At 71.9% G+C, this 14,993-nt stretch carries 12 protein-coding genes; 5 read left to right on the top strand and 7 right to left on the bottom strand.

What is annotated here, in order from left to right:
* Nucleotides 1-57: 57 nt before the first annotated feature.
* Both ACIQCZ_RS10315 and ACIQCZ_RS10310 read right to left on the bottom strand, forming a co-directional pair.
* On the bottom strand, nt 58-1,134 hold the full coding sequence (locus ACIQCZ_RS10315; protein ID WP_351079672.1) for a Zn-dependent alcohol dehydrogenase: 1,077 nt from the start codon (nt 1,132-1,134) through the stop codon (nt 58-60).
* 43 nt (nt 1,135-1,177) lie between these two features.
* Nucleotides 1,178-2,050, bottom strand: a complete 873-nt coding sequence (locus tag ACIQCZ_RS10310; protein WP_402281206.1) for a MaoC/PaaZ C-terminal domain-containing protein — start codon at nt 2,048-2,050, stop codon at nt 1,178-1,180.
* A 277-nt stretch (nt 2,051-2,327) separates the two neighbouring features.
* On the opposite strand from ACIQCZ_RS10310, the gene ACIQCZ_RS10305 reads away from it, so the two are divergent.
* Genes ACIQCZ_RS10305 through ACIQCZ_RS10290 form a run of 4 tightly spaced genes read left to right on the top strand, consistent with a single transcriptional unit; the run spans nt 2,328 to nt 5,879 of the window.
* Nucleotides 2,328-3,278, top strand: a complete 951-nt coding sequence (locus tag ACIQCZ_RS10305) for an ABC transporter ATP-binding protein (protein WP_402281205.1) — start codon at nt 2,328-2,330, stop codon at nt 3,276-3,278.
* A complete protein-coding gene (locus ACIQCZ_RS10300) occupies nt 3,278-3,997 on the top strand; it encodes an ABC transporter permease (protein WP_402281203.1) in 720 nt (239 codons plus the stop codon). The genes ACIQCZ_RS10305 and ACIQCZ_RS10300 overlap by 1 nt, the downstream gene beginning before the upstream one ends.
* A gap of 11 nt (nt 3,998-4,008) precedes the next feature.
* Nucleotides 4,009-5,241: a sensor histidine kinase gene (locus tag ACIQCZ_RS10295; RefSeq protein ID WP_402281202.1), complete on the top strand. Its 1,233-nt coding sequence runs from the start codon at nt 4,009-4,011 to the stop codon at nt 5,239-5,241.
* A 5-nt stretch (nt 5,242-5,246) separates the two neighbouring features.
* Complete coding sequence (locus ACIQCZ_RS10290) at nt 5,247-5,879, top strand: response regulator (protein WP_402281285.1); 633 nt, start codon at nt 5,247-5,249, stop codon at nt 5,877-5,879.
* A 24-nt stretch (nt 5,880-5,903) separates the two neighbouring features.
* Here ACIQCZ_RS10290 and ACIQCZ_RS10285 read toward each other — a convergent pair whose 3' ends face one another.
* The 3 genes from ACIQCZ_RS10285 to ACIQCZ_RS10275 form a co-directional block, all read right to left on the bottom strand.
* On the bottom strand, nt 5,904-7,334 hold the full coding sequence (locus ACIQCZ_RS10285; RefSeq protein WP_402281200.1) for a DHA2 family efflux MFS transporter permease subunit: 1,431 nt from the start codon (nt 7,332-7,334) through the stop codon (nt 5,904-5,906).
* Nucleotides 7,335-7,583: 249 nt separating this feature from the next.
* Entirely contained in the window at nt 7,584-8,780 is a 1,197-nt protein-coding gene (locus ACIQCZ_RS10280) for a lipid-transfer protein (protein ID WP_402281283.1), read from the bottom strand.
* An 81-nt stretch (nt 8,781-8,861) separates the two neighbouring features.
* Nucleotides 8,862-11,039, bottom strand: coding sequence for an acyl-CoA dehydrogenase (locus ACIQCZ_RS10275; protein WP_402281199.1), 2,178 nt, complete (start codon nt 11,037-11,039; stop codon nt 8,862-8,864).
* A 365-nt stretch (nt 11,040-11,404) separates the two neighbouring features.
* On the opposite strand from ACIQCZ_RS10275, the gene ACIQCZ_RS10270 reads away from it, so the two are divergent.
* Nucleotides 11,405-13,219, top strand: a complete 1,815-nt coding sequence (locus tag ACIQCZ_RS10270; RefSeq protein ID WP_402281198.1) for an MFS transporter — start codon at nt 11,405-11,407, stop codon at nt 13,217-13,219.
* A gap of 55 nt (nt 13,220-13,274) precedes the next feature.
* Here ACIQCZ_RS10270 and pepE read toward each other — a convergent pair whose 3' ends face one another.
* Complete coding sequence (pepE, locus tag ACIQCZ_RS10265; RefSeq protein ID WP_391742290.1) at nt 13,275-14,003, bottom strand: dipeptidase PepE; 729 nt, start codon at nt 14,001-14,003, stop codon at nt 13,275-13,277.
* A 56-nt stretch (nt 14,004-14,059) separates the two neighbouring features.
* On the bottom strand, nt 14,060-14,890 hold the full coding sequence (locus ACIQCZ_RS10260; protein ID WP_351079736.1) for an IclR family transcriptional regulator: 831 nt from the start codon (nt 14,888-14,890) through the stop codon (nt 14,060-14,062).
* Nucleotides 14,891-14,993: the final 103 nt, after the last annotated feature.

Genomic DNA, 14,993 nt, shown 5'->3' with positions numbered 1-14,993 from the left:
TCTCGGAGTCCTCTCAGGTGGGAACAAGGAGCGAGCAGGGCGGGAACGGAGCGGGGATCAGAGTTCGACGCAGGTACGCAGCGACTCGCCGGTCCTCATCTGGTCGAGGGCGTCGTTGATGCCGTCGAGCCGCACCCGGTGCGTGATCATCGATTCCAGGTCGATCCGGCCGGCCCGCCAGAGCGCGATGGCCCGTTCGTACGACCGGAGCACGTCCCCTCCCCCGTACATGGAGGGCAGGATCCGCTTCTCGTCGAAGAACAGCTCGAACATGTTGGCCTGGAAGTTGTCGTCCATCGCGCCCGCGCCGACGATGCAGAGGGTGCCGCCGCGCCGGGTGTTCTCGTACGCCGTGCGGGCGGTGGCGGACTTGCCGACGACCTCGAAGACGTAGTCGAAGCCCTCGCCCGCGGTGATCCGCTGCTTGGCGTCGGTGAGTTCGTCCGGAGAGACGGCCTCGGTCGCGCCGAACCGCAGCGCCGCCTCGCGCCGGGAGGCCACCGGGTCCACGGCCACGATCTGGGCGGCGCCCCGCACCCTGGCGCCCTGGATCGTGGAGATGCCCACTCCTCCGCAGCCGATGACGGCGACCGACGAACCCGTCTCCACCTGTGCGGTGTTGATGGCCGCTCCCAGGCCCGTGGTCACCCCGCAGCCGATCAGTGCGGCGATCTCGAACGGCACGTCGTCGGGGATGGGCACCGCGCAGCCCGCGCCGACGACGACCTCCTCGGTGAAGGTGCCGGTGCCCGCGAAGCCGAAGACGTCTCCCCCGGGGCGCTTGAAGTTGGGGGTGCCTGCGTTCATGAAGCCGGCCAGGCAGAGGTGGGTCTGGCCGCGTCTGCAGGACGGACACGCCCCGCAGGCGGGCAGCCAGCAGACCAGCACCCGGTCCCCCGCGCTCAGCCCGGTGACGCCGTCGCCGACGTCGACGACCTCGCCCGCACCCTCGTGGCCCGGGATGAAGGGGGCGGGCTGCGGCAGCACCCCGTTCATCGCGGAGACGTCGGAGTGGCACAGTCCGGTGGCCCGGATGCGGAGCCTCACCTTGCCGGGGCCGAAGCCCACCGCCTCGACGTCGTCGAGGACCTCCAGTTTGTCCTGACCGATCTCGTGCAGTACGGCTGCGCGCATGGTGCGGCTCCCCTCATGGGCCCGTGGACCTCTTGGAGTTGGTTCAGGAGTGTTCGACGAACGTGTCGCCGAGGACCGGGGCGTCGTCCCGCTCGACGGCCCCCACCTCGACCCGGACGCGGTCCTCGCCGGTCCACATCCGGATGCGGAGGGTCTCGCCGGGGAGGACGACCCCGACGAATCGGGTGCGGTAGGAGCGGATACGGGTCACGTCACCGCCGAGCACCGTGTCGGTGACGGCCTTCAGTGTCATTCCGTAGGTGCACAGCCCGTGCAGGATCGGCCGGTCGAAGCCGGCCAGCCGGGCGAACTCGGGGTCGGCGTGCAGCGGGTTCCAGTCCCCGGAGAGCCGGTACAGCAGCGCCTGGTCGGGCCGGATCGGCCGCTCCACCACATGGTCGGGCGCGGTCTCGGGACGGGCGACCCGTTCGGACGGTCCGCGCTCACCGCCGAAGCCGCCCTCGCCCCGGACGAAGATCTGGGCGTCGTTCGTCCACAACGGGCCCTCGTCGTCGGCGGCTTCGGTACGCAGCACCAGTACGGCCGCCTTGCCCTTGTCGTACACCGCGGCGACCTTCGAGGTCTGTACGGCGGTGCCCTTCACGGGGATCGGCCGGTGCACGCGTACGGACTGCCCGCCGTGCAGGACGGCGGCCAGGTCGACGTCGACACCGGGCGAGGAGAGCCCGCCGACGACGCCCGCGCCCGCCCCCGCGACGGTGGCGAAGGAGGGCAGCACCTGGAGCCGTGACTCCAGGGTGTAGCGCAGTTCGCCGGGGTCGGTGGCCGGGTCGGCCCGGTCGGGGTCGGCTCCGGCGCCGATCCCCAGGTGGTAGAGCTGCACGTCCTTGTGGTCCCAGCTGATCCGGGTGGACCGCGGTTCGGCGGCGACAGCCTTTTCGGCATCAATGGGCATGGCGAAGCTGCTCCTTGATGGTGGGAAGACCTCGGCGCGGCCGTCCGCACCGTCGGCCGCACCGAGGTCGTGCGGGACCGGCCGCCACGCCCCGTTCTAGAACGCGTTCTAGCCGATGACCCCATGTATAACGCAGCGTCCAGCAGTTGTGAAGACCACTGCTGACGTGGCGTCAGATCCGTTGCCGGGCCCGTCGCGCACCCATGACAAATGTCATCGCGAAGTCCGTACGCACACCCCTGCCCGGCCTCGGGCCCCTTTCCGTAGCGTCGTGGCCATGAAGCAGACAACGGGGAATCCGGCCGCGGTGGACCTCACCGGGGCGGTCAAGACCTTCGGCCGGGCGGGCCGGACCGTACGGGCCGTGGACGGGATCGACCTGTCCATCGGCCGCGGCGAGACCGTCGCCCTGCTCGGCCGCAACGGCGCGGGCAAGTCCACCACCATCTCCCTCCTGCTGGGGCTGGACGAGCCGGAGTCCGGCAGTGTGCGGGTGCTGGGCCGAACCGCCGAGCAGGCGGTCCGGGCCGGTCTGGTCGGCGCGATGCTCCAGGACGGGAGGCCCATCCAGCGAGTCACCGTCCGCGAGCTGATCACCTTCGTCGCCTCGACCTACCCGCGGCCGATGCCGGTGGCCGAGGCGCTCTCCCTGGCGGGCGTCACCGGGTACGCCGACCGGCGCGTCGACAAGCTCTCCGGTGGCCAGACCCAGCGCGTCCGTTTCGCCGTCGCGCTGGCCGGAAACCCGGAGCTGATCGTCCTGGACGAGCCGACCGCCGCCCTGGACGTGGAGGCGCGCCGGACGTTCTGGGAGTCGATGCGGGCCTACGCCCGGCGCGGCAACACCGTCCTGTTCTCCACCCACTATCTGGAGGAGGCCGACGAGAACGCCGACCGGATCGTCGTCATCGACCGGGGCCGGATCGTCGCGGACGGGAACGGCGACACGATCAGGGGCTCGGTCGGCAGCAGCCTCGTCTCCTTCGACCTGGCGGGCCGGCCGACCGAGGGCCTGGAACTGCTGCCCGGCGTCGTCACCGTGGAGGTGACCGGGGACCGGGCGCTGCTGCACACGGACGACTCGGACGCCACCGTCGTGGAGCTGGCCCGCCTCGGCCTGATCCATGGCCTCCAGGTCTCCCGCGCCACGCTGGAGGACGCCTTCCTCGCCCTCACCGCACCGGCCGCCGGGGCGGCCCCGACCGATATCGAGAAGGAGATCGCGTGATGTTCCGCTACATCGTGCTGGAGGTCCGCCGGACCCTGCGTGACGGCTTCTTCCTGATCTTCGGGACCGGGATGCCGGTGATGATGTACCTGCTCTTCACCAACATCGGCGGTGGCGCTGCCGATGAGTGGAAGACGGCCTCGATGGTCGGCATGGCCGCGTACGGAGCACTGGGCTCCGCCATGTCGATCGGTACCGGGGTCGCCTCCGACAGGACCCTCGGCTGGCTGCAGCAGCTGCGGGTCACTCCGCTCGCCCCTTCGCACGCGGTCGTGGGCCGGGCGATCAGCGGTTCGGTGACCGTGCTGCCGACGATCCTGACGGTGCTGCTGGCCGGCGGACTGGTCAACGGGGTGCGGCTGTCCGCCTGGCAGTGGACCGCCCTGACGCTGCTGCTGTGGATCGGGGCGCTCCCGTTCACCCTGCTCGGCCTCGGCAACGGCTACCGGCTCACTCCGCAGGGCACCGGGGTCGTCAACATGGCCTGCCTGATGGGCTTCGCGATCGCCGGCGGGCTGTGGTTCCCGCTGGAACTGCTTCCCGGATGGCTCCGTTCGATCGGCCGGTTCACCCCCGCCAACCGGTTCGCCGACCTGGGCTGGGCGGCCACCGACGGACACGCGCCCGGCGGCGGCACGATCGCCGTGCTCTGCGCGTGGCTCCTGCTGTTCGGTACGTACGCCGTGGTCTCGTACCGTCGGTCCGCGAGGACCGTGTGACAGGAGTGGACATGGCCGGGATTCGGACGGTTCGGTGGACGGGTACGCGTCGGGAACGGCGTGCACAGCGGTGCGAGAACCAGCGTCCGGGCCCGCCCGGACCGTACACCCTGCTGCCCTGGCTGCTGATGGGCATGGGCGCCTTCTCCAACCTCTTCCAGGGCGAGGCGCCCAACCCCTGGCTCGGCGGTGTCGGGCTGTTCGTCTTCAACTCGCTCTACATCTCCGTGGTGTTCCGCGGCTTCGACAGGAAGAAGCGCGAGAGCCCGGTGTCGTACTGGCTGCTCGCGGCGATGGCCGTCGTCACGTTCGGGCTCGCGATCGGCTACGGCGGGAGCTGGCTGCTGTTCTTCCCGCTGCTCTCGCTGGCCTGCGGCACCATACTGCGCAACCGGCGGCTGGCCGCCGGTCTGCTCTCGCTCTCCGTGGTGGCCACGGTCATCGCCGTGTGGCGCGGGGACGGCGGCTCCACCCCGTGGACCATCGGGTACGGCACCTTCATCTCCGGCGCCGTGACCGCCGCGATCCTCACCCTCGCGGAGACCGTGACGGAACTGCGCGCGACCCGGCAGGAACTGGCCCGCACCGCCGTCGAGAAGGAGCGGCTGCGGTTCTCCCGCGATCTGCACGATCTGCTGGGCCACACGCTCTCCGTGATCGTGGTCAAGTCGGAGGCCGCGCGCCGACTGGCACCGCGCGACATGGATGCGGCGCTCCTTCAGGTCGCGGACATCGAGTCCGTCGGCCGCCAGGCCCTCACCGAGATCCGTGAGGCCGTCACCGGCTACCGCGAGGGGAGCCTCGCCACCGAACTGGACCGGGCCCGCTCCGCGCTGACCGCCGCCGGGATCGAACCGGTGCTCCGCCGCTCCGGGCCGCCGCTCGCCCCGCAGGCGGAGGCGCTGCTGGGCTGGGCGGTGCGAGAGGCCGTCACCAATGTCGTACGCCACTCCCGCGCCACCACCTGCACGTTCATGGTCGACGGCACGCCCGAACGGGTCCGGCTGACGGTCACGGACGACGGCTGCGGACCGGACCCCGACGCACCGGCCACCCCCGGCATCGGCGGCACCGGACTGACCGGCCTGACCGAGCGCCTCGCCGCGGCGGGCGGCTCCCTGAAGGCGGGCCCGAGGCCGGAGCGCGGCTTCGTGCTCACCGCCGAACTGCCGGTGGACGGGCCGCACCCGGCGGACGGGAAACCGGCCGCCGGGCACGCCCCGAGCCCTACGCTGGGCCGGTGAACGAGATGCCGCAGGATCACCGTCCCACCACGTCCGTACGCGTCCTCCTCGCCGAGGACCAGGGGATGATGCGCGGCGCGCTCGCGCTGCTGCTCGGACTGGAACCGGACATCGAGGTGGTGGCCCAGGTGGCCGCGGGGGACGAGATCGTGGACGCCGCCCTGCTGTCCCGCCCCGATGTGGCGCTCCTGGACATCGAACTCCCGGGCCGCAGCGGCCTGGACGCCGCCGCCGATCTGCGCGAGGAGGTGCCGGACTGCCGGGTGCTGATCCTCACCACGTTCGGCCGTCCCGGCTATCTGCGCCGCGCGATGGAGGCCGGGGCGGCGGGGTTCCTGGTCAAGGACGGACCGGTCGAGGAGCTCGCCGACGCGATCCGCCGTGTGCTGAGGGGCGAGACGGTCATCGACCCGGCGCTGGCCGCCGCCGCGCTCAGCGCCGGTCCCAGCCCGCTGACCGCGCGGGAACGGGACGCGCTGAACGCCTCGGTGGACGGGGCGACGGTCGCCGACATCGCGGCGAAGCTGCATCTGTCCGAGTCGACGGTGCGGAACTATCTGTCGTCGGCGATCGGCAAGACCGGTACGCGCAACCGGATGGAGGCGGTACAGGCGGCGCGGCAGCAGGGGTGGCTGTAGGCGGGCGGGACGGCTTTGTCCGGGTCAGTGCGGAGCGGACCGGTGGCGCGGCAGCCACAGCGCCATCAGCAGCAGTCCGCCCAGCAGCACCGTGCCGGCCGTGCGGAACGCCAGTGCGTACCCGGCGGTGAGCTCCGCCGCCCCGGTGCCACCCGCGGTGCGTGCCGCGGCGACGGTGGAGAGCGCGGCGAGACCGAGCGCGCCGCCCATCGTGCGGGAGGTGTTGACGAGACCGGAGACCAGACCGGATTCACCGGAAGCCGCGCCCGTGATGGCCAGCGAGGCGAGCGGGGTGGACGCCAGACCGGCACCGGTCATCATCAGGACGCCGGGCAGACAGACCGAGGTGAGGTAGGAGCCGTCGGTCCCCATCGTGGACTGCCAGCCGAAGCCCGCGGCGGCGACGGTCGTACCGATGAGCGCCAGGTTCTTCGCACCGACCCGGGCCATGACGCGGGGCGCGCACTTCGAGCCGAGCACGACGGCCAACGACGTGGGCATCAGGGCGAGTCCGGCCTCCAGCGGGGTGTAGCCCAGCACGGTCTGGGCGTACACCGTCATGAAGTACCACATGGAGAACGTCGCGGAACCGATCACGAACATCGCCGCGTTCGCCGAGGTCACCGCCCGCGCACCGAGCACCCTGAGCGGCATCAGCGGCTCCGCGGTCCGAGCCTCCACGGCCACGAAGGCGATGAGCACGGCCACCCCGCCGAGCAGCGGCACCAGGGTCGCGGCGGCGGTCCAGCCCGACTCCTCGGTCTGCACGATGCCGTACGCGACGGAGGCGAGGCCCGCCGTGACGAGGACCGCGCCCAGGAGGTCGATCCGCCGCCGCTCGGCCGCCCGGCCCTCGGCGAGCCAGAGGGCGGCACCGGCCAGGACGAGCACACCGACGGGCACGTTGATCAGCAGCACCCACCGCCAGGAGAGCAGATCGGTGAGCGCTCCGCCGATCAGCCCGCCCGCCGCGCCGCCGCCCGCGCCGACGGCCATCCAGGTGCCGATCGCCTTCGTCCGGGCGGGGCCCTCGGGGACGGCGGCGGTGAGCAGGGTGAGGGTGGCGGGGGCGAGCACGGCGGCACCGAGTCCCTGCGCGGCACGGGCGGCCAGCAACTGCCAGCCCTCCTGGGCGAGTCCGCCGCCCAGGGAGGCCGTGGTGAAGAGCCCGAGGCCTATGAGGAACATCCGCTTGCGCCCGTATATGTCGGCGGCCCGTCCGCCGAGCAGCATGAATCCGGCGAACGCGATCGAGTAGGCGTTGAGCACCCACTGCAGTCCCGCCGCGCTCATCCCGAGGTCGGAGCGCATGGACGGCAGGGCGACGTTGACGACGGACACGTCGAGCACGACGAGGAACTGGCCGGTACAGGCGGCGAGCACCGCCGCCCAGGTGCGGGTCCTGGGCCGGTGCAGCCGGGGTGCGGGCGTCGTGACGTCAACCATGACGGTCATCCTCGCAGCCGTTCGGAGGCCCGTACATCGGTATTCGGACCGACCCCGGCCCGGTCCTGCGACGTAAGGGCTGTCCCGTGATCCGCGGTGGATCAGCGCGCGGCGTCGGATGCGGTGCATCGTAAGGCGGAGGGGCGTCCGCATACTGGATGTATGTGGACGTTCCGACAACGCGGCGAGGTGCCGTAGCTGTCGTCGCGCGCCCGCCGGGGATTACGGGACAGCCCTTACCGGGACGCGCGCCGGCCGTCAGCGCCGCAGCAGCGTCACCACCGCCGCCCCGCCGAGCCCGATGTTGTGCGCCAGGCCGACCCGCGCGTCCTTCACCTGCCTGCCCTGCGCCTCCCCCCTGAGCTGCCAGGTGAGTTCGGCGGCCTGGGCGATTCCGGTGGCGCCGAGCGGGTGCCCCTTGGAGATCAGCCCGCCGGACGGGTTGACCACCCACCGGCCGCCGTACGTGGTGGCCCCCGACTCGACGAGCTTCCCGGACTCGCCCTCGCCGCACAGGCCGAGCGCCTCGTACGTGAGGAGTTCGTTGATGGAGAAGCAGTCGTGCAGCTCGATGACGTCGAGGTCGGCGGCCGAGAGCCCCGAGGCCTCGTACACCTGCCGGGCGGCGGCACGCGACATCGGCTGTCCCACGGCGTCGATGCAGGTGCCGGAGGCGAAGGAGTCGTCGGTGTCGGTGGTCATGGCCTGGGCGACGATCTCGACCGCCCGGTCGGCCAGGCCGTGGCTCTCGACGAACCGTTCCGACACGACGACCGCGGCGGCCGCCCCGTCGGAGGTGGGTGAGCACTGGAGCTTGGTCAGCGGCCGGTGGATGGTCTTCGTGGCGAGGATCTCCTCGACCGTGTACGGGTCCTGGAACTGGGCGTACGGGTTGTTCACCGAGTGCCGGTGGTTCTTCGCGCCGACCGCGGCGAGCTGGGCCTCGGTCGTCCCGTACCGCTCCATGTGCTCACGGGCCGCGTTGCCGAATATCTGGGCGGTGGGCGGGCTCATCCCGAAGCCGTGGGCGGCGGCCATGATCCCGTAGTGCCGGGCCACGGGTGATGTCCGGAAGTCCGAAGCGCCGCCGTCGGCGCCGCCGCCGCCGAGCGCACCGCGCGCCATCTTCTCGAAGCCGAGCGCGAGGACGCAGTCGCTGCCGCCGCCCTCGACGAACTGCCGGGCCGTCATCAGCGCGGTGGAGCCGGTGGCGCAGTTGTTGTTGACGTTGTAGACGGGCACACCGGTCAGCCCGAGTCCGTACACGGCGCGCTGGCCGGCGGTGGAGGCCTGGAAGCAGTAGCCGACGACGGCCTGCTGGACCTGGTCGTAGGTGAGCCCGGCATCGGCGAGCGCCGCCGTCCCGGCCTCCTTCGCCATGTCCCAGTACTGCCAGTCGCGGGTCTCGGGCTTCTCGAACTTCGTCATGCCGACACCGACGACGTACGCCTTCATGAGCTTCATCGGCTTCATCGGCACGGACTGCGTGGGCTGCACGGATTGCGTGGGTTTCGTGGGCTTCATGGGCAAGTCCCTTCAATCGCGCGGGAGGCCGAGGATGCGCTCGGCGACGACATTGAGCTGAACCTGGGTGGTGCCGCCCGCGATGGTCAGACAGCGGGACATCAGGAAGCCGTGCACGGCCCGCTCCCCCGCGCCTTCGCCGACCGCGCCGGCCGGGCCGAGGAGTTCGAGGGCCAGTTCGGCGACCTTCTGCTGATGGGTGGTCTGGACGAGTTTGCGGACGGAGGCCCCCGCGCCCGGTTCCAGACCGGACACCTGCCGCAGGGTGGTCCGCAGTCCGATGCAGGCCAGTGCGTGGGCCTCGGCCGCGAGTGCTCCGATACGGGCCCGGTACGTGCCGTCGAGTTCGCCGGAGCGGGCGATCAACGCCTCCAGGCCGGTGTCGAAGGTCATCTGGTCGGCCATGTGGACGCGTTCGTTGCCGAGGGTGTTGCGGGCGACCCGCCAGCCGTCGTCGATCTCGCCGACGACGGCGTCGGCGGGCAGCAGGACGTCGTCGAAGTAGACCTCGTTGAAGAGACAGTCGCCGGTGATCTCCTTCAGCGGGCGGATGTCGATGCCCTCGGTGTTCTTCATGTCGACGAGGAAGTAGCTGAGCCCCCGGTGCTTGGGGGCGTCCGGGTCGGTCCTGGCCAGCAGGATTCCGTGGTCGGCCGACCGGGCTGCGCTCGTCCACACCTTCTGCCCGTTGATCCGCCAGCCCTCCTCGGTCCGTTCCGCCCTCGTGCGGAGCGAGGCGAGGTCGGAGCCCGCGCCGGGTTCGGAGAACAGCTGGCACCAGAGGAGTTCGCCGCGCAGGGTGGGCAGCACATAGCGCTCCTGCTGCTGCGGTGTCCCGTGGGCGAGGAGCGAGGGCACCACCCAGGTGGCGATCCCCAGATCGCTCAGCTTCACCCCTTGATCCCTCAACTCCTGCTGCACGGCGAGCTGCTGGACGGGTCCGGCACCCAGACCGTAGGGGGCGGGGAGGTACGGGGCGGCGTGGCCGGTGGGCGCGAGGGCGCGGCGGGCGGCCTTCGGGTCGAGGCCCCGGGCGGTGGCTACGGCCTCGCGCGCCTCGGCGCGGTGGGCGGCGGCCTCGGCGGGGAGTTCGAGGACGAGCTCGCGGCGCGCCCCGCCCTCGGCCAGCCGGGCGGCCCGCAGCCGATGGGCGTCGCCGGCCCCCAGCAGCTGCCGGGCCACCAGGGCCCGGCGCAGATACAGATGGGCGTCGTGTTCCCAGGTGAAGCCGATGCCGCCGAGGATCTGGACGCAGTCCTTGGCGCAGCCGTAGGCGGCGTCGAGGGCGTCCGACGCGGCGAGGGCGGCGACCATGGACCGTACGTCCGGGTCCTCCTCGTCGGCGGCGCGGGCCGCGTCCCACACCAGCGCACGGGCCCGCTCGACCCGTACGAGCATGTCGGCGCAGAGGTGCTTGATGCCCTGGAACCGCCCGATGGGGCGGCCGAACTGTTCGCGGACCTTGGCGTACTCGGCCGCGGTGTGCAGCGCCCTGGCCGCGGTTCCGCACGCTTCGGCGGAGAAGAGGACGGCGGCGAGGTCACGGACGTGCGCGGTGTCGGTCCGTACGACGCGTTGTGCGGGGACGAGTACGCCCTCGGCGCGGATCTCGGCCGTGGGGCGGGTCGGGTCGGCACTCCGGTGCGGGCGGGCGGTGAGCCCTCGGGTGGCGGCGTCGACGGCGAACCACAGGGTGCCGGTGGCCGATTCGGCGGAGAGCAGGAGGAGGTCGGCGTCGGCGCCGGAGAGGACCGGTGGGGCCGTTCCGTCGAGGAGATGGCCGTCCTCGTGCTCCACGGCGGTGAGGGTGCCGGGGCCGAGCGCGACGGCGCCGATGCGCGTACCGGCGGCGAGGTCGCGTACCTGCTCGTCCGCGCCCGCCGCGTGCAGTACGGCGCAGGCGAGGGCGCTCGCGAGGTACGGACCGGGAAGCGCGGCCCGGCCCGCCTCCTCCAGGACCACGGCCAGGTCGAGGAGTTGACCGCCTCCGCCGCCGCACGCCTCCGGCAGATGGATGGACAGGAGGCCCTGTTCGGCGAGCCCGTCCCAGTATCCCGGGCGCACGCCGGGGGTGGCAGGGGTGTCGGCGTCGAGGAGCTTGCGGATCTCCTCCGGTGGTACGGCGCGTGCCAGCCACCCCCGTACGGCCTGCGCCAACTCCTTCTGTTCTTCGGTGATTCCGATGCCCATGCGGATCCTCGCCGGTCGCAGCCACTGGAACGGCGCAAGAGTAGAACACGTTTCATTCTGACGGAAGGTCAGCGCAGCGCCGGATGACGGCCGGCACGACGGCCGGAGGGATGACCGGGGAACGTCCGGGAAGCGGCCGGGAACGGGCAAGGGAGTGGTTCGGGGCGCCCGGATCGGCGCACGCTCCGGGCCGAGTGCGCGGCCGTGCCTCGTTCGCGCCGTTGTGCCCCGTTCGCTCCTCGTTCACCGGAATACCCCGGCGACAAGGAAGGTTTCACCCTGCACATACTTGGCGGTCGGCGCTGCCCGCGCCGGATCCGCACCCCGCTCCACACCCTCGATCACGCTGCCCGGAGGCCGCACGGATGCCACAGCCGACGAACGAACAGCACAGCGGGGAACTCCCCGATCCGCGGCCGCGCAGGGCGGGCGGCGGGGTCGTCCCCGTACTCGCCTTCGCGGGTATCACCGTCGCGGTGATGCAGACCCTGCTCGTCCCCGTCATCAAGGACCTGCCCGCCCTTCTGCACACCGATCCGTCCAACGCCACCTGGGTGATGACCGCGACCCTGCTCGCGGGCGCCGTCGCGACCCCGATCATGGGGCGGCTCGGCGACCTCTACGGCAAGCGGAAGATGCTGCTCGCCAGTCTCGCCGTGATGGTGATCGGTTCACTGATATGCGCCTTCACCGACGATCTCGTGATCATGATCGTGGGGCGCGCGCTCCAGGGCTTCGCCATGGGTGCCATTCCGCTGGGCATCGGCATCATGCGCGACGAGCTGCCGCGCGAGAAGCTCGGCTCGGCGATGGCACTGATGAGCTCCTCGATCGGGGTGGGCGGTGGACTCGCGCTGCCCGCCGCCGCGCTGGTGGCCCAGCACGCCGACTGGCACACCCTGTTCTTCGGCGCGGCCGGTCTCGGCGTGCTCTCGATGGCGCTCACCGTCCTCGTCGTGCCGGAGACCACGCTGCGCGCTCCCGGCCGGTTCGACCTGATCGGCGCGCTCGGGCTCTCCCTCGGCCTGGTCTGTCTGCTGCTGCCCGTCACCAAGGGCAGTGACTGGGGCTGGACGTCGGGGAGCACGCTCGGACTGATCGCCGCCGCCGTGGTGATCCTCGTCCTGTGGGGCCTCTTCGAGCTGCGCAGCCCGGCCCCGCTGATCGATCTGCGGACCACGGCCCGGCGCGAGGTGCTGCTCACCAACCTCGCCTCGATCATGGTCGGGGTCGCGTTCTACGCCGTCTCGCTCGTCCTGCCGCAGCTGCTCCAGCTGCCGGAGTCGACGGGGTACGGGCTCGGCCGGTCGATGGTGGTCGCGGGGCTGTGCGTGGCGCCGCTGGGTCTGACGATGATGTTCGTCGCCCCGCTGTACGCCCGGCTGTCCGCCCGCCGGGGCCCCAAGGTCTCGCTGATGCTCGGCATGCTGATCATCGCGATCGGTTACGGGGCGGGGCTCGGGCTGATGAGCGCCGCCTGGCAGACGGTCGTGATCGCGGTGGTGCTCGGGGCCGGTATCGGACTCGCCTACTCCTCGCTGCCCGCGCTGATCATCGGAGCCGTGGATCCGTCCGAGACGGGAGCGGCCAACGGTCTGAACACCTTGATGCGGTCGATCGGCACGTCGGTGTCCAGCGCGGTGATCGGGATGGTGCTGGCCAACACCTCGGTCCGGACGGGCGGGGTGTCGCTGCCCTCGATGGAGGGGTTCCGCATCTCGTTCCTGATCGCGACGGGCGCGGTGGTGGCCGGGCTGGTGCTGGCCTCGTTCCTGCCGTCGCGGCGCGAGGCGATGCGCCCGGCCCTGCTGGCGAGCAGCGACCACGACGCACCGGTCGCCGCGCGCTCCGTCTCCCGCCCCGTCACCGGCTCGGGCGGCTTCCGCGGCCGGGTGCTGGACGCGGACGGTGCGCCGGTGGCCCGCGCCAATGTCACGCTGATCGACCACCGGGGCCGGCAGGCAGGTCTCACCGTGGCGGACGAGGACGGCCATTACATGCTGGCCGCCCCGTCCGGCGGCAGCTACGTGCTGGCCGGATCGGCCGCCGGGTACGCGCCGCGCGCCCGCCCGGCGGTCTACCCGGGCAACGGGCTGCCGGTCGACGCCGACCTGGTGCTGACGGCCGGGACCTCTCGCCTGGATCACGCCGGGCTCGCGGGCCCCGGCACCGCACCCTGATCCGCCCCGATCCGGCCCGCCCCGGCCCGACCCGCGCCGGTCCGGACGAAGGGCCTCAGCGCACCGGGGCGTCGAACCGCGGTGTCGTCGTGAGCAGATGAGAGACGTCCGACCCCGCCGGAAGCTCCTGCGGCCGCGCGCCGCGGGTGAACAGTCGGGCGGGGTGGGCGCCCTGCACCCGGGCCTGGCGCCCGTTGACCCGCAGCCAGGACCCCTCGCGCAGGCCGAGCACCGGCACGTCGTTCTCCTCCAGGAACTCGGTGAGCCGCTCCTCGCGGGTCTCGCCCTTGTGGGTGCTCTCCGGGTCCGGGTCCAGGTAGTGCGGGTTGATCTGGAAGGGGACGAGGCCGAGGGTCTCGAAGGACGGCGGCTGCACGATGGGCATGTCGTTGGTCGTACGGAGGGTGGGCGCCGCCATGTTCGTCCCCGCGCTGGCTCCCATGTACGGCAGCCCGCCGCGCACCGCTTCGGTCACGGCGTCCCGCAGACCTGTCCGGTACAGGGCGCTCAGCAACCGGAAGGAGTTGCCGCCGCCTATGAACACGGCGTCGGACGCGGCGAGTTCGGCGACGGGGTCGGCGTTCTCGTGGACCCCTCGGACACTGATGCCGGACGGCGCGAGGGCGTCGCGGACGCGTGTGGTGTACGCGGTGTAGTCGGCGAGCGCGTAGGGGACGAAGGCCAGCCGGGCACCGGAGGGCAGGAAGGCGGTGACGGTGTCGAGGGCGTGTTCCAGATAACCTCGCCCGTACTGGGTGGAGTTGGAGAGCAGCAGCAGATTCACAGGGTTCCTCTTGGTTCTGTTCCGGTAAGTGTTCCGGTTCTTGGTTCTGTTCTGGTTCATCGGTCGGTACGAGGGCGGCGGGCGCGGGGTTTCGGCCGCTGCGGGGGCTGGGTCAGCCGCCGTTCCAGCAGCTGGGCCGCGTGGCGCAGGGCGTCGAGCCGGTCCTCGGGCGCCCCGCGGAAGAGCTCCTCGGCGCCGCCGAGGCTGAGGCTCCCGTACGGCTCCCGCCCGAGGAACACCGGTACGGCGACGGTCGCGATGCCGGTGTCGTACTCGCCGACCGTCCAGGCGTACCCCTGGGCGCGGACCTTGAGGAACTCCTCCTCCAACCGGTCCGGGTCGGTCACCGTCCGGTCGGTGAAGCGGGCCATCGGGCGGCCCCGGAAGAGCCGGTGGCGCTGGTCGTCGGGCAGATACGCGTAGTACGACTTGCTGGTCGCCCCGGCGTGCGCCGGGTAGAGCTCGCCGACCAGCGGGTAGTAGCGCAGCGGCCCGGCCTCGCCCTCCTCCGCGGCGACGCACCGCATGTGGAAGCTGTCCGGCAGACAGAACAGGACGGTGTCGCCGGTGACCCGGCGCAGCTCCTCCAGGACCGGTCCGGCCAGCAGCTCCAGTGAGCCGGAACGCTCCCAGAGCCTGCCCAGGCGCAGCACGGCGGGGCCGATGCGGTAGCGGCGGGTGGCGGGGTCGGAGACCAGGAAGCCGCGCCCGGCGAGGGTGGCGAGCAGCCGCTGGGCCACCGAGGTGTCCCAGCCGAACTCCTCCGCGACCTCGGTGACGCCCCAGTCGGGCCGGGTCCGTTCGAAGGCGAGCAGCACCAGGAGCGCCCGGTCGACGGTTTGCAGCGCCCCGGCGGGAGTGCGCCGGTCCAGATCGAAGTCCGCCATCGTCATCTCACCATTCAGACCTGAATTGCAAATAACGGGAAACAGTTGCGTTCAACGCTATCCGATCCCGAATGTTGCCTCAGCACCCCGCCCCGCGCTTCCC

This window comes from Streptomyces sp. NPDC093149 (assembly GCF_044754145.1).
In the GTDB taxonomy this organism is placed as follows: domain Bacteria; phylum Actinomycetota; class Actinomycetes; order Streptomycetales; family Streptomycetaceae; genus Streptomyces.
The sequence above is the reverse complement of the archived record's forward strand: the minus strand, read 5'-3'. Positions and strand labels throughout refer to the sequence as shown.